Raw genomic sequence first — 19,425 nt, 5'->3', positions numbered from 1 at the left:
ACTGGGCGGCATGAACGAGTGGCCGGACGGGTGGTCCGACAGCAACGGCAATGGGTACGGACGCGGCGGCGCCGGTGCCCGGCCCGAGGGCGCCCGGGTGGCGCGGCAGGCCCGGCGCGGCCCGGCGGACGCCGGGCAGGGCTACGGCCCCGACTCCTCCGCCCCGCCGTACGGCAGGGTGCCGCAGCAGCCGTCATACGTTGACGGCGGTGCCGGCGGTGCCGGTGCCGGCGGCGCCGGGCAGAGCGGGTACGACGACGGCTCCGGCTACAACACCGGCCAGGTCTACGGCGGTGGCGGCGCGGGCGGGACCGGCGGCGGCCGTCCGGCCCCGAACTGGCGGCGGCGCGCCAAGTGGACCGCCATCACCGTCGTCACCGTGCTCGTGGTGACCACCGTCGGCACGTACTTCTGGGCCGACTCCAAGCTCAACCGGGACGTCGACCTGTCCAAGGTGATCGACCGGCCCGCCGAGGGCGACGGCACCAACTACCTGATCGTCGGCTCCGACAGCCGCGAGGGCCTGTCCGACGACCAGAAGAAGAACCTGCACACCGGCTCCGCCGAGGGCAAGCGGACCGACTCGATGATGATCCTGCACGTCGGCGACAACGGCGACACCCTCATCTCGCTGCCCCGCGACTCGGACGTGGAGATACCCACGTTCAAGGGCTCGGAGTCCGGCAAGACCTTCCAGGGCACCGGAAAGCACACCAAGCTCAACGCCGCCTACGCCACCGACGGACCGACGCTGCTGGTGCGGACCGTCGAGTTCAACACCGGCCTGCACATCGACCACTACGTCGAGATCGGCTTCGCCGGGTTCGCCAACATCGTGGACGCGGTCGGCGGCGTCGACATCACCATCGACAAGCCGTTCAAGGACAAGTACTCCGGCGCCGACTTCGAGGCGGGCAAGCAGACGCTGAACGGCGAGGAGGCTCTGGCCTTCGTCCGTACCCGGCACGCCTTCGCCGCGAGCGACCTGGAACGCACCAAGAACCAGCAGAAGTTCCTCGCCGCGCTCGCCCACCAGGTCGCCACGCCCTCCACGGTGCTCAACCCGTTCAAGCTGTACCCGACGCTCGGGGCCGGCCTGGACTCGCTGATCGTCGACAAGGACATGTCGCTGTGGAACCTGGCGTCCATGTTCTGGGCGATGAAGGGCGTCAACAGCGGTGACGGCACCTCCCTGAACATGCCGATCTCCGGCTCCACAGGCGGCAATCTCGTCTGGGACAAGGAGAAGGTGAAGACGCTGGTCAAGGAGCTGAACAACGACGAGAAGGTGACGGTCTCGGGCAACTGAGGCCGGCCCCCCGGCGTCCTTCGCGCGCCCGTACCCCGAACGCTCCGCCCACCAGGAAGCGGCCAGGGCTCCGTGCGACCGTGAACCGAACCCGTTCACGACACAGGGAGCCCGCCATGGCCGACCTGCAGGACGAGCTGCACCACACCACCGGTCTCGGCGGGTTCGGCGAAGCGCCGGCCGACCCGGAGCGGCGCGCGGCCCGCCTCCCGCAGGACGCCGGGGAACTGCCGGAGGAGGGCGCAGGGGAACCCCGTCACGAGGACGCCGGGCGGAGCGGGGACACCCTGGAGCGGGCCCGTGCCCTCCTCGCCGCCCACCCCGTGGCGGACGGCCACAACGGCCTGCCGCGCGTGCTGCGGAACCTGCCCTGGTACGACCTGGAACTCGGCGAGAGCGCCCTCGGCACCGACCTGCCCCGGCTGCGCGCAGGTCACGTCGGCGCCCAGTTCTGGTCGCTGCACCTGCCGCCCGGCTCCCCCGGGGGCGAGCGGGCCGTGGACGCCACCCTGGAACTCCTCGACCTGGTCCGCCGGGTGGTGGGCGGCCACCCCGAGGGGCTGCGGCTCGCCCTGGACGCCGGCCAGCTCGCCGACGCCCGCCACTGCGGCCGCACCGCCGTCGTCCCCGGGCCCGCCGCGGCCGCCGCGCTCGGCGACTCACTCGGCATCCTGCGCTCCCTGCACGCCCTCGGACTGCGGCTGCTCACCCTCTCCCGGACCTCCTGGGCGGGCGACGCGGAGGGAACCGGCGCGGTGGGCGGCGCGGACGGAACCGGCGGGGCGGACGACCGGGGCGGCGCGGGCGGCCCGGGGCTCACCCGCTTCGGCGAGGAGGTGCTCCGCGAGATGAACCGCCTCGGCGTCCTCGCCGACCTGTCCGGCGCCACCGACGCCACCGCCCGCCGCTGCCTCGCCCTGTCCAAGGCGCCGGTCGTCTTCAGCCGCTCCGCCGCCCACGCGCTGCGCCCGCACCCGGCCAACCTGCGCGACGACCTGCTCACCGAACTGGGCACCGCGCACGGGCTGTGCCTGGTGCCGCTCACCGCCGAGCAGACCGGCCCCTCGCTGCGGGACGTCGCCGACCACCTCGACCACGTCCGCCGGCTGGCAGGGGCGCACTGCGTCGGCCTGTCCGGCAGCTACGACACCGGGACCGCGCACCCCCGCGGCCTCGCCGACACCTCCCGCTACCCGCACCTGGTCGCCGAGCTCCTCGACCGCGGCTGGACCGAGGCGGACGTGGCCCTGCTCACCTGGGGGAACGTGCAACGGGTGGTGCGCTGCGCCGACTTCACCGCCCGCGCGGCCCAGCAGCGCCGGGGACCGTCGACGGCACGGATCGAGGACCTGGACGGCTGAGACGGCGAAGGCCCCGGGCGGGTGTCCGCCCGGGGCCCTGCCTCACGTCGGTGCCGTCAGCCGCCGTGCTCGATGCGGCACAGGCAGAACGGGTGCCCCGCCGGGTCCGCGTACACCCGGAAGTCCTCTCCCTCGGGCGCCTGCAGCCGGCGGGCGCCCAGCGCCAGCACCTTCTCCTCGGCCGCGTCGATATCCGCCCAGGTGCTCCCGCCGTCCAGGTCCAGGTGGAGCTGCTGCGCGTTCCGGTCCGAGCGCGGCCACTCCGGCGGGGTGTAGTCCTTCCCCGCCCGCTGGAAGGCGAGCCGGGGCCCGCCCGGCACCTGGACGACGACCCAGTCCTCGCCCCCGTCCTCGGCCTCCGGGGCGCCGCCGAGGACCCCGGCGTAGAACGCGGCGAGCGCGTTCGGGTCGGGGCAGTCGAGCACGACGGAGCGGAACCGGGCGACGGTCTCGGCCATGGGATGTCCTCTCTACGGGACTACGGGACTACGGGACTACGGGCCTGCGGGACTGCGGGACTGCGGGACTGCGGGACCACCGGGCTACAGGGCCTTCGGGGCTGCTCGGCCCTGTGGTTCGGGTTCTGTGCCTCAGCAGGCGCACAGGCAGAACGGGTGCCCCGCCGGGTCCGCGTAAACGCGGAAGGTGCGCGTGCGGTCCTCGGCCTCCAGCACGGTGGCGCCGAGCGCCAGGACGGCCTTCTCCGCCGCGTCCAGGTCCTCGACGCTCAGATCGAGATGGAACTGCTGCGAGGCGTCGGGCGCGGGCCACCGGGGCGGGACGAAGCCGGGGGCGGCCTGGAAGGCCAGCGGGGTCGCGCCGCCGGGCAGCTTCAGGTCCACCCAGTCGCCCTGGTCCTCCACCGTGCCGCCGAGCACCTCGGCGTAGAAGCCGGCGAGCGCGTGGGGGTCGGGACAGTCCAGGACGACGGTGCCGAGTGCGGCGAGTGCCATGAGTTCTCCTCGTGGTCCGTGAGGGAGCCGGTTACCGGTTGAAGGGACCTTCCGGTAACCCGCGGAGTGACCCCATGCTGCCGTCCATCCGGTAACCCCGCAAGGGGGTGGAGCGGTACCGTCACTGACATGAGTGAGCGAGTGCCCGCACCGGGTGGTCTGGCCCTGGTCCAGGACCTGGTGAACACGCTGGACCTCGAGTCGGGCGAGGACTCGCTGGACACGGCCGAGGGACGGGCGCGCTTCGGGCTGGCGGGGGAACGGGAGACGGCGGCGGCCCGCGAGCTGCGGGAGGCGCTGCGGGTGGCGCTGCTGGCCCACGCGGGGCATCCGGCGCACCGGGAAGTGGTCCCGCTCCAGGCGCTGCTCGCCGAGGCGCCCCTGGTGGTGACCGTCGGCGCGGACGGCGCGGCGGCGCTGGCCCCGGCGGACGGCCGGGCGCTCGCCTCCCGCGTGGCGGCGGCGATCGCGGAGGCGCTGGTGGCGGGCACCTGGGGCCGTCTCAAGGCCTGCGAGGCGGCCGACTGCCACTGGGCGTACTACGACCGCAGCCCGGCGGGCCGGGGCCGCTGGTGCTCGATGTCGGTCTGCGGGGCCCGCGCGAAGATGCGGCGTTACCGGGCGAGGTAGCGGGAACGGCCGAGGGGCGCCCCGGCGGTACGGGGCGCCCCTCGGCGGACGGCGGGCGGTGGCCGCGGACGTCGTTACGGCAGGTTGCGGGCCATGACGATCCGCTGGACCTGGTTGGTGCCCTCGTAGATCTGCGTGATCTTGGCGTCGCGCATCATGCGTTCGACCGGGTAGTCGCGGGTGTAGCCGTAGCCGCCGAGGAGCTGGACGGCGTCGGTGGTGACCTTCATGGCGACGTCGGAGGCGAAGCACTTGGCGGCGGCGCCCTGGAAGGTGAGGTCGCTGTCACCGCGTTCGGACTTCGCGGCGGCCGCGTAGGTGAGCTGGCGGGCGGCCTCGATCTTCATGGCCATGTCGGCGAGCATGAACTGGATGCCCTGGAAGTCGGCGATCGGCTTGCCGAACTGCTTGCGTTCCTTGACGTAGCCCTTGGCGTAGTCGAGGGCGCCCTGGGCGATGCCGAGGGCCTGCGCGGCGATGGTGATGCGGGTGTGGTCCAGCGTCTTCATCGCGGTGGCGAAGCCGGTGCCCTCCTCGCCGATCATGCGGTCGGCGGGGATGCGGACGTTGTCGAGGTAGACCTCGCGGGTGGGGGAGCCCTTGATGCCGAGCTTCTTCTCCGGGGCGCCGAAGGAGACGCCCTCGTCGGACTTCTCCACGACGAAGGCGGAGATGCCCTTGGAGCGCTTGGTGGGGTCGGTGACCGCCATGACCGTGTAGTACTCGCTGACGCCCGCGTTGGTGATCCAGCGCTTGACGCCGTTGAGCACCCAGAAGTCGCCGTCGCGGACGGCCTTGGTCTTCATGCCGGCCGCGTCCGAGCCCGCGTCGGGCTCGGAGAGGCAGTACGAGAACATCGCGTCGCCCTTGGCGAGCGGGCCCAGGTACTTCTTCTTCAGCTCCTCGGAGCCGGAGAGGATCACCGGCAGCGAGCCGAGCTTGTTCACGGCCGGGATGAGGGAGGAGGAGGCGCAGACGCGGGCCACCTCCTCGATCACGAGGACCGTGGCGAGCGCGTCGGCGCCCGCGCCGCCGTAGCTCTCGGGCACGTGCACGGCGTGCAGGTCGTTCGCGACCAGGGCGTCCAGCGCCTCCTGCGGGAAGCGGGCCTCCTCGTCCACCGCGGCGGCGTGGGGCGCGATCTTCGCCTCGGCCAGCGAGCGGATCGCGTCGCGGAGCATGTCGTGCTCCTCGGACGGGCGGTACAGGTCGAAGTCAGCCGATCCGGCCAAGGTCTCTCACGCTCCCAGTGTGCTGCGACGGTGACGCTAACTACCGTTAAGTAACACGAATTTTAGAGCGCCTCCGGAGTCCTGGATAGGTGAGTTCGACAACAACGGGCGGGCGGCCCCCGAAGTCGTCCGGCGCGGCCCCGGATATGCTCGGGCGCGCATCGACGCTTGTAGACCTCTGGAGCAGCCATGGCCCTGAAGATCACCGTGATCGGTACCGGTTATCTCGGCGCCACACACGCCGCGGCCATGGCCGAACTCGGCTTCGAGGTGCTGGGGCTCGACGTGGTGCCCGAGAAGATCGCCATGCTGGAGCGCGGCGAGACGCCGATGTACGAGCCGGGCCTGGAGGAACTGCTGCGTCGGCACGTCGCCGGGATCGAGGGTTCGTCCGGCCGGCTCCGCTTCACCCTGGACTGGGCCGAGGCCGCCGAGTTCGGCGACATCCACTTCGTGTGCGTGAACACCCCGCAGAAGCACGGCGAGTACGCCTGCGACATGTCCTACGTCGACTCCGCCGTCGACTCGCTCGCCCCGCACCTGAAGCGCCCCGCGCTCGTGGTCGGCAAGTCCACCGTGCCGGTCGGCTCCGCGGACCGGCTCGCGGCCCGGCTCGCCGAGCTGGCGCCGGCGGGCGAGCGGGCGGAACTGGCCTGGAACCCGGAGTTCCTGCGGGAGGGCTTCGCCGTCGAGGACACGCTGCACCCCGACCGCATCGTCATCGGCGTGCGCAGCGAGCGCGCCGAGGCGCTGCTGCGCGAGGTGTACGCGGTGCCGGTCGGCGAGGGCTCGCCCTTCGTGGTGACCGACTTCCCGACCGCCGAGCTGGTGAAGACCTCCGCCAACTCCTTCCTCGCGACCAAGATCTCCTTCATCAACGCCATGGCCGAGGTGTGCGAGGCCGCCGACGGCGACGTGGCCAAGCTGGCCGAGGCCATCGGGTACGACGACCGGATCGGCCGCAAGTTCCTGCGGGCCGGCATCGGCTTCGGCGGCGGCTGCCTGCCCAAGGACATCCGCGCCTTCATGGCCCGCGCCGGCGAACTCGGCGCCGACCAGGCGCTGACCTTCCTGCGCGAGATCGACTCCATCAACATGCGCCAGCGCGGCCGGATGGTCGAGCTGGCCCGGGAGGCCCTCGGCGGCGGCCCCTTCCTCGGCAAGCGGGTCGCGGTCCTCGGCGCGACCTTCAAGCCGGACTCCGACGACGTCCGGGACTCCCCGGCGCTCAACGTCGCCGGCCAGATCCACCTCCAGGGCGGCCAGGTCACCGTCTACGACCCCAAGGGCATGGACAACGCCGCCCGCCTCTTCCCCACCCTGGCCTACGCCCCCTCCGCCCTGGAGGCGGTGCGCGGCGCCGACGTCGTCCTGCACCTGACGGAATGGCGCGAGTTCCGTGAGCTGGACCCCGCCGTCCTCGGCGAGGTCGCCGCCTCCCGCATCCTCCTGGACGGCCGCAACGCCCTGGACGCCGACCTGTGGCGCAAGTCCGGCTGGACCTACCGCGCGATGGGCCGCCCGACGGCCTGAGGGACGTCGGACGGCCCCTGGCCGGTACCACTGCCTCAGTCGTGGTAGTGGTACCGGGCCTTGAGGATCTTCACTTCTTTTTCGTCCGCCCTGTACACGAGACGGTGCTCGTCGTCGATGCGGCGCGACCGGTGACCGGACAGGTCGCCCTTGAGCGGCTCGGGTTTGCCGATGCCGGTGAAGGGGTCACGCGGGATCTCGCCGATGAGCCGGGTGACCCGGCGGGCCGTCTTCCGGTCCGAGCTGCCGGAAATGAGTACCGAGATGCGGGGTGGGCGCACGAAGCCCCGTGGCCCCCTACGGGCACACCACCTCGTCGCCCTTGACGACCTCGGGGGCGTCGGAGGAGGGCGGGGTGGCGACCTTGACCTTGCGGACGTCCTTGAAGTCCGTGCCCGCCGTGACCTTCAGCACCGGGCCCTGGCCGGGGACCGCGCGCAGTTCGCTGCCCGGCAGCGCCGTGGACAGGGACCTGGCCGAGCGGTCCCAGCGGGGGTCGTACTCGACGACCGTGCGCCGCGCGTCGTGCACGGGCGCGTCCGCCGGGCGGCCCGTCACGGCGAAGCCCAGCCCGGCCAGCGCGCGGTCCACCCGGCCGGCCAGCCCCTTCGTCGTCGTGCCGTTCAGCACCTGCACCCGGATCTCCCGCGGCGCCACCTCCACCGTCGGCGTGCGGTCGGCCGGGGGACGCCGGTGCGGCGCCGCCAGCGGGCGGTCCGCGCGCAGCGCGTCGAACAGCCTGCGCGCCTTGTCCTCGTCCCACTTCAGCGTCGAGCCGATCCCCTTCACCGGGAAGGCCATCTCCGCGATCGGCACGGTGGTGAACTCCGAGGACGAGGGCGAGAAGTTCCGCATCGCCCGCCCCAGGTCGAGCAGTTCGTCCGCGCCGAAGCCCTTGTCCGCGCGCACCGAGCCGAGCACCGCCCGCGTCACGTCCCGGAACCGCATCGGGTTGAGCAGTACGCCGGAGGACGTGGTCCGCTCCAGGAGGGCCGCGAGGAACCGCTGCTGGCGCCGCATCCGGCTGAGGTCGGAGGCCCCGTCGGCGTGCCGGGAGCGCACGTACTGCAGCGCCTGCCCGCCGGTCAGCCGGTGGGTTCCCGCGGGCAGGTCGAGGCCGGTGTAGGAGTCCTTCAGCGGCTCCGGGGTGCAGACCCGCACCCCGTCCAGCACGTCGACGGTGCGCATGAAGCTGGTGAAGTCGACCTCGACGTAGTGGTCGATCTTCAGGTCCGTCATGTGCTCGACGGTGCTCACCGTGAGGTTGGGCCCGCCCTCGGCGTAGGCCGCGTTCAGCCGGACCGGGTGCGCGGCCCGCGGCTCGCCCGTCCTGGGATCGGTGCGCGCGGGCACCTCGGCGTAGGAGTCGCGGGGCAGGCTGACCACGCTGGCCCGCTCCCGGTCGGCCGAGAGGTGCACGATCATCATGGTGTCCGTGCAGTGGCAGGGCGCCCCGCCCAGGTGGAAGTCGCGCCGTTCGGCGGCGGTGAGCCGCTCCCGGCCGTCCGTGCCGACCAGCAGCACGTTCATGCCGTGGCCCGCGGCGGGACGGTTCTTCATGTCGCGGAACGCGTCGACCCGGGTGATGTCCGACTCGATGCTGCTGACCACCGCGTGCCCGATCCCGGCGGAGGCGAGGACGACCACGGAGAGGGTGGTCGCCATCCGCGTCGCCCACCGCGGCCTGCCCCGGCGGGGGCGTCCGCCGCCCGGCCCGCGCCGGCCCGTCACCCGCGACAGCCCGGGCACGCCCGCCCGGAGCGGTGGCGCGGCGCCCGGACGGGAGGGCACCGGGGCGTCCCGTCGGCCGGACGCCGTCGTCCGCGTACGGAAGGCCGCAGACGCCCCGGATGACGCGGCTGACGCCGACGACGCCGACGACGCCGATGGCGCGGTCGGCCGGCGCGGCGGGGGCGGGGGCACGGGGGGGTCGGACGGTGCGGGCACGGGGGACACCTCCGCGACGAGGGGGGCCTGAACCGTGAGCACGGTATGCCCATACGATCTGCGGCCCGCCGCGGCAACCCGGTGGCGCGCACCCGTGTCCCCCGATCGCGGTAACGTGAGCACCGATTCTTGATGAACCGGAGGCGATTCCCGGCCCGCACGGAGGGAGGCCCCCGGCACGTCCGGTCGAGAACCGCCGGACGAAAACCCCGGATGAGAACCCTCCGGACGAAACCCCGGACGAAAAGACGAGATGGGATCCCACCACGTGAGTCAGGTGCGCTCCGACGGGCAGCTCCCCGCCGTGTCCGTGATCATGCCCGTCCTCAACGAGGAGCGGCACCTGCGCGGAGCAGTGACCGCGATCCTGGCCCAGGAGTACGCGGGCGAGATGGAGGTCGTCATCGCCCTCGGTCCCTCCGGTGACCGGACGGACGAGATAGCCGCCGAACTGGTGCGCGAGGACGCGCGGGTGCACACCGTGCCCAACCCCACCGGCCGCACCCCCGCCGCGCTCAACGCCGCCATCAAGGCATCCCGGCACCCGATCGTGGTCCGCGTCGACGGCCACGGCATGCTCTCCCCGAACTACATCGCCACCGCCGTGCGCCTCCTGGAGGAGACCGGCGCGCAGAACGTCGGCGGTGTCATGCACGCCGAGGGCGAGAACGACTGGGAGCACGCGGTCGCCGCCGCCATGACCTCGAAGATCGGCGTCGGCAACGCGGCCTTCCACACCGGCGGCCAGGCCGGCCCCGCCGAGACCGTCTACCTCGGTGTCTTCCGCCGCGAGGCGCTGGAGCAACAGGGCGGCTACAACGAGGAGTTCATCCGCGCCCAGGACTGGGAGCTGAACTTCCGCATCCGCGAGGCGGGCGGCCTCATCTGGTTCTCGCCCGAGCTGCGGGTCTCCTACCGGCCGCGCCCCACCGTGCGGGCGCTGGCCAAGCAGTACAAGGACTACGGCCGCTGGCGGCACGTGGTCGCCCGCTACCACGAGGGCTCCATCAACCTGCGCTACCTCGCCCCGCCGGCCGCCGTGTGCGCGATCGCGGCGGGCATCGTGGTGGGCGCCGCCCTGACCCCGTGGGCCTACGCCGTCCCCGCCGCCTACCTCGTGGCGATCACCGCCGGTTCCCTGCCCGCGGGCAAGGGGCTGCCGCTGAAGGCCCGGCTGCGGATCCCCGTCGCGCTGGCCACCATGCACATGTGCTGGGGCTGGGGCTTCCTGACCAGCCCGCGCGCCCTCGCGCGGAAGGTGATCGCCTCCCGGCGCCCCGCCGTGACCGCCACGGACACGACCGCCGCCACGGACAGCACCACCGCCGGCTGAGGGCCTCCGGGGCCGGCCCCCTCGGGCCCCTCCCACGACGACCGCGAGGGCGGCCGCGTGCGGGAGGGGCCCGAGGCGTGTCTCACCAGCTGTAGCTCGGGTCCACCTTCATGCACGCCTTGGTGTCCGAACCCTTGTCGAGCTTCGCGGAGGCCGGCGTCTTGTCGTCGTCCTCGGGTGCCTTGTACGTGGTGCCCGAGCGCCAGTCGCCGCCCACGACCAGGGTGACGCCGGAGACGTCGGTGGACTTCTCCACGGCGTTCCTCGGAATGCCGAGCCGCTTGGCGATCCGCCAGGCGTCGCCCTCCAGGTCCTCGCTCGGGTACCGCACGACCGTGGTCTCCTCCGAGGGCAGCGTCGAACCGTCCGTGGCGGCCCGGGTGAATCCCTCGCCCTTCAGCATCTGCGCCACCTGGGTGGCGCGGCCGCCGACCGGCCCCGCGGTGTCGCTGCGGGTGCCGTTCACCACCTGCACGGCGATCTGCTCGTCGGGGGCGGCCGGGTCTGTCGGCTCCTTGTCCTTCGGGGACTTCTTCTTGTCCTTGCCGTCCAGCGCCACGTCCTCGCGCACCAGGCGGAACAGCTTCTCCGCGTCGTTCGCCTTGGGCAGCACCCGGTTGCCGTCGGAGGAGTACACCCACGGCATGGTCGTCATGCTGATCCGGTCCGTGGGGACTTTCCGCAGGTCGAGGCTGAGGTCGTACAGCTTCTTCACCGTGCCGAGGCCGTCGTCCACGGTGAGCGACTTGGTCGCCGTCTCGGCGAGCTTGCGCAGCTTGTTCGGGCTGCTCAGGGTGGCGTTCTCGCGCAGCTCGCGGACCATCGAGTTCATGTACTGGTGCTGCGCCTTGGTGCGGGCGATGTCGCTGCCGTCCTCGAAGCCGTACCGGGTGCGCAGCCACTGCAGGGCCTGCTTGCCCTTGACGGAGGTGGTGCCCTTCTCCAGCTTCAGGCCGGAGCCGTGGCCGGTGGAGGTGTGCGAGTAGATGTTCCGGTCGACACAGACGGGTACGCCGCCGATGGCGTCGGCCATCGAGACCACGCCCGCGAAGTCGACCATCATGAAGTGGTCGATGTGGATGCCGGTCAGCTTCTCCCAGGTGGCGACGGTGCAGCCGGGGCCGCCGTGGTTCAGGGAGTCGTTCGTCATGGCCAGCGACTGGGTCGCCTGGTAGACCTGCTTGGTCTTGGGGTCGGTGCACTTGGGCAGGTGCAGCAGGGTGTCGCGGGGCATGCTCACCACCGACATGTTGCTGCGGTCCGCCGAGACGTGCACCAGCATCTGCACGTCCGCGCGGGCGTCGCCGCCGAAGGTGTCCTTCGCGCCGCCGAGCTTCTGGTTCGCCTTGCTGTCGCGGGCGTCGGAGCCGATCAGCAGGATGTTGAGGGGGGTCTGCCCGGCGGCGTTCGGGGTGGGCTCGGCGGCGCGGTCCTTGGAGTCGCCGAGGTTGAGGTCGTCCTTCTTTATGTTGCCGTTCAGGTGCTGGTAGTAGAGGTACCCGGCACCCGCGGTGCCGAGTATCACCACCGCCAGAACCGTCGCCGACCAGCGCAGTATCCGGCGTTTGCGGCGGGGCCGTCCCGCCGGGCCGCCGGACCCGTCACCGTCGCCGTTCCCCGAGCCGCCGCCGCGCCGGTGGCCGCTGCCCCGCGCGGTCCGGGCGCCCGGCTCCCCGCCGTCGGCATCGTTGTCGGTGGCGGGCGAGCCGGTGCCCTCCGCCTCGGCGGCTCCGGTGCTCGTCGCGGCACCGCCCCGGGCCCCGGGCCCCTGGACGGTGCCGGTCCGGTCCGCTTCTCCGTCCCCCTCGTAGAGGTCCTCGTCCCAGCCGGCCTCGCCGGCGTCCCGGGCGCGTGGTCGCGCTCCCTCTCCCCGCACCTCGCTAGGCACCATCGCCGCCCTGCCTCCCCACCCTGTGCCCGTCACACGGGTCCGTTCACGATCCGGCCGGGCGCCCCGTCGCGCCCGGTCCGGACCATCGCCGTACGGTTGGACGCCCCACGCGCCCGACCGGATGTATCCGCGCGGGAATTCCTTCGTGTCCGCCGCTCCTCGCGGCCGTACGACCACCCGCGCCCGATGTCCTCGCGTCCCGTTGGACGCCGCACCGCCGCCGTGCCGGAAACGTTCCGGCGGCGGTGCGTCTGCGTCCTGTTAGACGCGCAACGGCCCCGTCAGGTCATCACGTGGCGCAGATTTGCTTGTCCGCGGTCGACTTGCCGTCGACGTCCGGCGCCTTGGAGGACTTCTTCAGCGGAATGCCGGCGCCCTTGAAGTCCTTGCCGAGGGTCAGCACGATCGCGGGCAGCCCCTGGGCGTTCTTCTCGCTCTCGCCGGGCTTCATCGCGGACCCGGGCAGCCCCATCAGGTCGGCCAGCTTGCGGGCCTGGTCGGCCTGGTCGGGGGAGTACTCCAGCGTCGTCTTCTCGAGCGGGGCGTCGGCGTTGCCGAGCTGGCTCGCCTTGGTGACCCCCTGCTGGTTCTGCAGCCAGGCCAGGGTCTCCTGGGCGCTGCCGGTGGCGGCGCCGCCGTTGTAGATGTCGACGCGCACGTCGGCGGCGGAGGAGCGGGAGCCCTTCAGCCGGGCGGCGATCGCCTTCTTCTCCTTCTTCTCCTTCTGCTTCACCTCGGTGAAGGAGACGTCGTCCTTGATCGCCTGGAACACGGCGGGAGCCGCCGTCTGATTGACGACGACCGTCGCCTTGATCTTCTCCAGGGGGTTGTCGATGACCGGGACGGTGAGGAAGGTGATGTTCTTCGGCGGCACCTTCTTCAGCTCCAGCGCCATGTCCTTCAGCGTGCTCGCCTTGCCGATGCCCTGGTCGACGGTGAGCGCCTTGGTGGCGGCCTCGGCGAGCTTGTAGAGCTTGGTGGGGCTGGTCAGCGTGTCACCGGAGGACATCTTGCGGGCCAGGGAGCCCAGGAACTGCTGCTGCACCTTGATCCGGTCCAGGTCGCCCTCGTTACCGAAGGCGTGCCGGGTGCGGACGAAGGCGAGGGCCTGTTCGCCCTCCACGGTGGACTTGCCCTTGGGCAGCTTCAGGTGGGACTTCGGGTCGTCGATGTCCTTGCCGACGCACACCTCGACGCCGCCGACCGCCGAGGTCAGCGTCTTGACGGCGTTGAAGTCGGCCATCATGAAGTGGTCGGGCTGGATCCCGGTGACTTCCTTGACCGTGCGCATGGTGCAGCCCGGGTCGCGCTCGAACTGGCCGAGGCTCGTGTTGAAGCGCTGGTTCGGCGTACCGGGGATGACCTTCTCGGTGCCGTCCTCCAGCTTGGTCGGGCAGTCCGGGATGTTGGTGATCAGGTCGCGCGGGATGCTCAGCGCGGTGGCGTTGGTCCGGTCCTTGGAGACGTGCAGCAGGATGTTGGTGTCGGCGTGACCGGCGCTGCCCTTGTCGCCGTACCCCTTGTTGCCCGCACCGGTGCGCTTGTCGGTGCCGATGATCAGCAGGTTGAAGGCCTCGTCCTTGCTGAAGCTGCTCTTGGCCGCGTCACCGACGTCCGTCGTGGTGATGTTTCCTTCGAGGTGCTTGAGGTACAGGTAACCTCCGCCCGCCGCGGCGACGAGCACGAAGGCCATGCTGCCGCCGGTCCACAGCAGTACTTTCTTGGCCTTGCCCTTCTTGGGCCTGCCGCCGCGGCGGCGGCCGGGCGGCTCCTCCGGGGCGCCGCGCCGGCGGCGCTGCCCTGGCAGGGCGTCGGGCGCCGGCGCCTTGGGAGCCGGCGCACTGCGGGAGCGCCCGGCGGGGGTGTTCCCAATGCGGGGTCTGGGTACGGAGGACTGCGGAGAGGAAGGGGCCAATCGCAGTTCGTATTCGCCGGTGTCCGGGTTGAGTACCCACTGGTCTGCGGGGTCGATGTCGTCCGCCCGCCCACGGCCTTGCGCGTCCACGGTTTCCTGATCCTCCGTCGGGGCCACGCGGCGCCTTTCCCCTCAAAGGCGCTCGGGTCACTTCGTGCGATGCGTGAGCCCAGGACGGACCTCGGGGCAGTGCACCGGGTCGCTCACACTATCCGCCCGGTTGGGCCCTGAGCGACGGCAGTGCGCTTATTCACGTACCTACAACCGGGCAATCCGACCATTTCTCGAAGAGTTCTTAGCTCTGATGTTCCCTCTCTTGGTGTGTCCTTTACCCGTGTTGTTCGCCGAGGGTGCCGGAATCGGGCATTCCGGCATCCTCAGCGCGCCGTCGCCGTGACGCGTTCCGCCTCGAGACGCTGGGTCAGTCGCTCCTCGGGCAGCGCGTCGAGGTTCCGGCACAGCACCACGGAGGCACCCGTGGCGAGCGGGGAGTACAGGCCGGCCGCGAGGCCCTCCCAGGTGTCGTACGGACGTCCGGAGAGCAGGCGCGAACCCGGGCCCGTCAGGCCGAGCCCGGCCGCCTCGGCGCGGGCCCGCTCCACGACCTCCGCCCCGCTGAACTCCCGGCCCGCCACGATCAGTGCCGGTTCCTCGGGATCGACCGGCGCGTACGGGCGGAACAGGTCGCTCTGACCCGGTACCTCCACGGCGTAGTCGAGGAATCCCTCGGGGGGCTGCGGGAAGCGTCCGCCGAGGGGGCGCAGAGCGAGCGCGACGCGCTCCCCGGAACAGGTGCGCGCCGCGTCGAGCGAGTCCGGTCCGCTGACGACGACGTCGGCGGCGCCCGGCTCGCCCGCCACGTCGGCGACCGCTCCCACCGAGGCGCACGCCAGCAGCCAGACCGCCGTCTGCCAGTGGCCGGGCAGCAGCAGGGCCACCCGGTCGCCGGGCTCCACGGACAGTTCGCCCTGGAGCAGATTGGCGGTCTTGGCCACCCAATTGGCGAAGGTGGCGACGGAGAGTTCGACGCGTTCGCCCGTGGCGTCGTCGTAGAAGGTCACCAGGGGGCGCGCGGGGTCCGCGGCGAGCGCGGATCGCAGCAGGTCGGCGGGGGTGCGGTCGGTGGCGTTCACGCGCGCCAGCCTACGCGGGCGGGGCGCCCGGGACCCGCCGTACGGGCCACCCCGGGCCACCGGTTCGGCGCAACGACGGCCGACGACCCGTCATATCCCGGATGGACAGATATGTATGACTATGTCCAGGATCGAGAGCATGCGTGGATACCTTGCTTCCTCGATCGGCGTCACCTGCGCGGCGGCACTCACCCTGCCGCTCGCCCCGACCGCGGCGACCGCGGCCGCCGTGCCCTCGCGGACCGTCTCCACCGCGGCGCACGGGGCCGCCTCCGGGGCGGTCCCCGGCAGCACCCGGTCCCTCGCGCTCGCCCCCCTGCCCCGCACCCGGGCCGGAACGGGCGGGGACACCGGCCCCGGCGCCCAGGGGCTGACCCGGCGTGAGGTGCGGCCGTTTTCGCTCCTCGGAGTGGTCTGGGACGACCCCCGCGCCGCCCTGCACGGCACGGTCCAGGTCCGCACCCGTGCCACCGCCACCCACGAGTGGTCCGGCTGGCAGGAGGTGGAGACGCACAACGACGACCACGCGGCCGACCCCGGCACCGCCGAGAGCCGCTCCGGCCGGGTCCGCGGCTCCACCGCTCCGCTGTGGGTGGGCGATTCGGACGGCGTCGAGGTCCGGGTGCGCCCGGACACCGGATCCGCGGCGGGCGCCCCGGACGGAACGGCGGGTCCCGCGGCGGCGAAGGGTGCCGCCGACGCCTCGGACCCCGACCCCGCCGCCCGGGACCTCCCCGGCGGACTCCGCCTCGAACTCGTCGACCCCGGCGAGCAGCCCGGCACCGAATCGGCCCCGGCACCCGCCGCCGGCGTGGCCGCCACCGACCGCGCCCCCGCCCTGGACGCGCGCGCCGCCGAGACCGCCGCCGCCAACGCGGACCTCGCGCCCGCCGACGCCACCGTCATCCCGGCCCTGTCGAAGGAGGAGACCGAGGAGGCGTTCGCCGCGAGCCTCGCCGAGTCCGCCGACTCCGCCGAGGGCACCCGCGCCAAGCCGTACATCGGCCCCCGCCCGAGCATCACCACCCGCCGCGGCTGGGGCGCCGACGAGAAGATCCGCAAGGGCGGCTTCCTGTACACCAAGAAGGTCAAGGCCGCCTTCGTGCACCACACCGCGACCGGCAACAACTACACGTGCGCGCAGGCGCCCTCGGTGATCCGCGGCATCTACCGCTACCACGTGCTGAGCAGCGGCTGGCGGGACATCGGCTACAACTTCCTCGTCGACAGGTGCGGGAAGATCTACGAGGGCCGCGCGGGCGGGGTCGCCAAGGCCGTCATGGGCGCCCACACCCTCGGGTTCAACACCGACAGCACCGGCATCGCCGTGCTCGGCACCTACACCTCCAAGAAGCCCTCCGCCGCCGCGGTGAAGGCCGTCGCGCGCCTGACGGCGTGGAAGCTCGGCCTCTACGGGGTCAATCCCAAGGGCAAGACATACCTGACGTCCGGAGGTGGCAACCTCTACGCGAAGGGCCGGAAGGTGCACCTGCACACGATCTCCGGCCACCGGGACGGCTTCGCCACGAGCTGCCCGGGCAAGCGCCTGTACGCCAAGCTCGGCTCGGCCAGGTCCACCTCGGCGGGCTACCAGGGGCGCTGACGGCACGTCCGCACCCGCGTTCGCCGCAAAACACCATAAAGTGCCCGAGGCGGGCTCAGGCGAACGTCGCCACGCTCGTCGAACCCGCGCGCGAACCGTCCTCGATCCGGCTTCGGCCCGTCCCCGGGGCCGCCCCACCGGCGGCCCCGGGGACGCATCCGAGGCGCCTCGAAAGCGCGTCGAACGGACTGCATACACTGACCGGCCGAGGGGCCTCGGCCGGTCCCGGCAGGAAGCGGAGACGACAGGTGACAGAAGCGATCCTCCTGGTCGGGGGCAGAGGCACCCGCCTGCGCCCGCTCACGGTGCACACCCCCAAGCCGATGCTCCCGGCGGCCGGCGTCCCCTTCCTCACCCACCAGCTCGCCCGGGCCCGGGCGGCGGGCGTGGACCACATCGTGCTCGCCACCTCCTACCTCGCCGAGGTCTTCGAGCCCTACTTCGGCGACGGCTCCTCCCTCGGCCTCCACCTCGAGTACGTCACCGAGGAGGAACCGCTCGGCACCGGCGGCGCCCTCCGGAACGTGGCCGGACGCCTCCACTCCGGTCCCGAGCAGCCGGTCCTCGTCTTCAACGGCGACATCCTCACCGGCCTGGACATCCGCGCCCTCGTCCGCACGCACGAGACGACCGGGGCGGACGTCTCCCTGCACCTGACGCGGGTGACCGACCCGCGCGCGTACGGGCTGGTCCCCACCGACGCCACCGGGCGGGTGACGGCGTTCCTGGAGAAGCCGCAGACCCCCGAGGAGATCGTCACCGACCAGATCAACGCGGGCGCCTACGTCTTCCGGCGCTCCGTCATCGACACCATCCCGGCCGGCCGCCCGGTCTCGGTCGAGCGCGAGACCTTCCCCGGACTGCTCGCCGCCGGCGCCCATCTGCAGGGCATGGTCGACTCCACCTACTGGCTCGACCTCGGAACCCCCGCCGCGTTCGTGCGCGGCTCGGCCGACCTGGTCCTCGGCCGCGCCCCCTCCCCGGCGGTCCCCGGCCGCTGCGGCGACCGCCTGGTCCTTCCGACGGCCGAGGTCGCCACGGACGCCAAGCTCACCGGCGGCACGGTGGTCGGCGAGGGCGCGTGCGTGGGGGAGGGCGCCCGGATCAGCGGCAGCACCGTGCTCTCCGGCGCCGTCGTGGGACCCGGCGCGGTCATCACCGACTCCATGATCGGCGCCCACTCCCGCGTCGGCCGCCGCACGATCCTCACGGGCGCGGTGATCGGCGACGGCGCGAGCGTCGGCCCCGACAACGAACTCCGCGAGGGCACCCGGATCTGGTGCGACGCCCACATCCCGGCGGGCGCGGTGCGCTTCTCCTCGGACGAGTAGGCGGGCCGGGCGGACGCGCCCCGCGAGGGGCGCGGGGCCGTGTCCGGCCACCGCGGGCGGCGGGGCGTGAACCTCCGGGCGCGCCCGCGCCGCTCACAGCCGCCCGATGTCCCCCCGCCGCATCCGCGGCGCCCGGCGCGGCGGCACCCGCCCGCTCAGCAGCACCAGCCGGGCCGCCCGGTGCCGCTGCCCCTGCTCCGCGTACGGCTCGAGGAGCGACAGCATCACCGCGTCGTCCGCGTGCCGGTCGCCCGCGAGGGCGAAGCCCACGATCCCCGGCAGATGCAGATCGCCCACGGTCACCTCGTCCGCCGCCCCGTGACTGCGCTGCACGGTCTCCGCAGAGGTCCACGGCCCGATCCCCGGCACCACTTCGAGCCGGGCCCGTGCCTGCGCCGGGGGCAGCCCCACCGTCTGCTCCAGCCGCGCGGCCAGCCGCACCGCCCGCAGGATCGTCGAGGCCCGCTTGTCGTCGACCCCGGCCCTGTGCCACTCCCAGGACGGGATCAGCGCCCACGTCCGCGGCTCGGGCACCACCCACATCCGCCCCGCCGCCGGCCCCGGCGCCTCGTCGCCGAACTTCCGCACGAGCAGCCGCCACGCCCGGTACGCCTCGTCCGTGGTCACCTTCTGCTCGAGCACGGACGGGATCAGGGATTCCAGCACCAGACCGGTCCGCGTCAGCCGCAGCCCCGGCCGCCGGTGCCGGACCGTGGCGAGCAGCCGGTGCCGCGGCGCGAACGCCTCGGGATCGTCGAGCGACCCCAGCATCTCCGGCAGCTTCTCCAGCAGCCACGGGGCGCCGGGCCCCCAGGCCTCCGCCTCGGCGGCCCCGCCGCGCACGGCGACCCGCAGCGTCCCCGGGCCGAGCGGCGTGCGGCCGGTCCGCCACACCGACCCGTCCGGCGTCGTACGGAAGGTCGGGTCGCCGGGACCGCGCCGCAGCGGGCCGAGCACCAGGCCGAGGTCGAGCGGCCACGGCAGCGCCCAGGACCGCCGCAGCCCGGTGACGGGGCGGGTGGCCTGCTCGGGCACGCCCGCCGGCCCGGCCGGGGGTACGGCGACCTCCCCACCGCGCACGGTCGTACGCGTGGGCCGAGGTGCGAAGCGTCCAGCCACGGAGGAGGTCCCTGGGAAGGAGGGGGCGAAAGGTGCCCTACGAGAGTAGGCGCCGCCCCGCGCCCCGGTTCACGAAACGGGTGTGCCGCCCGTCACCGCGGCGCGAACGGCGCGGGCGACGGGCGGCCGGTGGGT

Annotated in this window: 16 protein-coding genes; 7 read left to right on the top strand and 9 right to left on the bottom strand. The window is 72.9% G+C overall.

Annotated features, from left to right (window positions below; translation table 11 throughout):
* Positions 1-10 precede the first annotated feature (10 nt).
* On the top strand, positions 11-1,309 hold the full coding sequence (locus OHB09_RS12785) for an LCP family protein (protein WP_191890626.1): 1,299 nt from the start codon (positions 11-13) through the stop codon (positions 1,307-1,309).
* A gap of 116 nt (positions 1,310-1,425) precedes the next feature.
* Entirely contained in the window at positions 1,426-2,670 is a 1,245-nt protein-coding gene (locus OHB09_RS12780) for a dipeptidase (RefSeq protein ID WP_093598717.1), read from the top strand.
* Positions 2,671-2,726: 56 nt separating this feature from the next.
* Here the strand turns inward: OHB09_RS12780 and OHB09_RS12775 are convergent, their stop codons facing one another.
* Positions 2,727-3,128, bottom strand: coding sequence for a VOC family protein (locus OHB09_RS12775; protein WP_093598720.1), 402 nt, complete (start codon positions 3,126-3,128; stop codon positions 2,727-2,729).
* 132 nt (positions 3,129-3,260) lie between these two features.
* Complete coding sequence (locus tag OHB09_RS12770; RefSeq protein WP_006143720.1) at positions 3,261-3,623, bottom strand: VOC family protein; 363 nt, start codon at positions 3,621-3,623, stop codon at positions 3,261-3,263.
* 129 nt (positions 3,624-3,752) lie between these two features.
* Here OHB09_RS12770 and OHB09_RS12765 point away from each other — a divergent pair, with 129 nt between their 5' ends.
* Positions 3,753-4,253: a CGNR zinc finger domain-containing protein gene (locus OHB09_RS12765; protein ID WP_319351043.1), complete on the top strand. Its 501-nt coding sequence runs from the start codon at positions 3,753-3,755 to the stop codon at positions 4,251-4,253.
* Between the two features lie 74 nt (positions 4,254-4,327).
* On the opposite strand, the gene OHB09_RS12760 is transcribed toward OHB09_RS12765, so the two are convergent.
* Positions 4,328-5,485, bottom strand: coding sequence for an acyl-CoA dehydrogenase (locus OHB09_RS12760; RefSeq protein ID WP_328922000.1), 1,158 nt, complete (start codon positions 5,483-5,485; stop codon positions 4,328-4,330).
* A 189-nt stretch (positions 5,486-5,674) separates the two neighbouring features.
* Between OHB09_RS12760 and OHB09_RS12755 the strand changes: the two genes are divergently transcribed.
* Positions 5,675-7,018 carry a UDP-glucose dehydrogenase family protein gene (locus tag OHB09_RS12755; RefSeq protein ID WP_006143716.1) on the top strand — a complete coding sequence of 448 codons (1,344 nt, stop codon included), beginning with the start codon at positions 5,675-5,677 and terminating at the stop codon, positions 7,016-7,018.
* Positions 7,019-7,053: 35 nt separating this feature from the next.
* Here the strand turns inward: OHB09_RS12755 and OHB09_RS12750 are convergent, their stop codons facing one another.
* Positions 7,054-7,299, bottom strand: coding sequence for a Txe/YoeB family addiction module toxin (locus tag OHB09_RS12750; RefSeq protein ID WP_328921999.1), 246 nt, complete (start codon positions 7,297-7,299; stop codon positions 7,054-7,056).
* Positions 7,300-7,315: 16 nt separating this feature from the next.
* Complete coding sequence (locus OHB09_RS12745; RefSeq protein WP_435843202.1) at positions 7,316-8,809, bottom strand: LCP family glycopolymer transferase; 1,494 nt, start codon at positions 8,807-8,809, stop codon at positions 7,316-7,318.
* Between the two features lie 409 nt (positions 8,810-9,218).
* Between OHB09_RS12745 and OHB09_RS12740 the strand changes: the two genes are divergently transcribed.
* Complete coding sequence (locus OHB09_RS12740; protein ID WP_006143713.1) at positions 9,219-10,298, top strand: glycosyltransferase family 2 protein; 1,080 nt, start codon at positions 9,219-9,221, stop codon at positions 10,296-10,298.
* Positions 10,299-10,380: 82 nt separating this feature from the next.
* On the opposite strand, the gene OHB09_RS12735 is transcribed toward OHB09_RS12740, so the two are convergent.
* The 3 genes from OHB09_RS12735 to OHB09_RS12725 all read right to left on the bottom strand — a co-directional run bounded on the left by OHB09_RS12735 (position 10,381) and on the right by OHB09_RS12725 (position 15,237).
* The gene (locus OHB09_RS12735) at positions 10,381-12,189 is read right to left on the bottom strand and encodes an LCP family protein (RefSeq protein WP_328921998.1); all 1,809 of its coding nucleotides are present in this window, start codon (positions 12,187-12,189) and stop codon (positions 10,381-10,383) included.
* 289 nt (positions 12,190-12,478) lie between these two features.
* The gene (locus tag OHB09_RS12730) at positions 12,479-14,194 is read right to left on the bottom strand and encodes an LCP family protein (RefSeq protein WP_328921997.1); all 1,716 of its coding nucleotides are present in this window, start codon (positions 14,192-14,194) and stop codon (positions 12,479-12,481) included.
* Between the two features lie 287 nt (positions 14,195-14,481).
* Complete coding sequence (locus OHB09_RS12725) at positions 14,482-15,237, bottom strand: TIGR03089 family protein (RefSeq protein ID WP_191890631.1); 756 nt, start codon at positions 15,235-15,237, stop codon at positions 14,482-14,484.
* Positions 15,238-15,376: 139 nt separating this feature from the next.
* Between OHB09_RS12725 and OHB09_RS12720 the strand changes: the two genes are divergently transcribed.
* Together OHB09_RS12720 and OHB09_RS12715 are read left to right on the top strand one after the other, a co-directional pair.
* Positions 15,377-16,840, top strand: coding sequence for a peptidoglycan recognition protein family protein (locus tag OHB09_RS12720; RefSeq protein WP_328921996.1), 1,464 nt, complete (start codon positions 15,377-15,379; stop codon positions 16,838-16,840).
* Between the two features lie 248 nt (positions 16,841-17,088).
* Positions 17,089-18,171, top strand: coding sequence for a mannose-1-phosphate guanylyltransferase (locus OHB09_RS12715; protein WP_328921995.1), 1,083 nt, complete (start codon positions 17,089-17,091; stop codon positions 18,169-18,171).
* A gap of 93 nt (positions 18,172-18,264) precedes the next feature.
* Here the strand turns inward: OHB09_RS12715 and OHB09_RS12710 are convergent, their stop codons facing one another.
* Entirely contained in the window at positions 18,265-19,290 is a 1,026-nt protein-coding gene (locus tag OHB09_RS12710; protein ID WP_234525688.1) for a DNA-3-methyladenine glycosylase family protein, read from the bottom strand.
* Positions 19,291-19,425 lie beyond the last annotated feature (135 nt).

The sequence above is a fragment of the Streptomyces griseoaurantiacus genome, from assembly GCF_036189845.1.
GTDB lineage: Bacteria > Actinomycetota > Actinomycetes > Streptomycetales > Streptomycetaceae > Streptomyces > Streptomyces griseoaurantiacus.
This window is presented reverse-complemented; position numbering and strand designations above follow the sequence as displayed.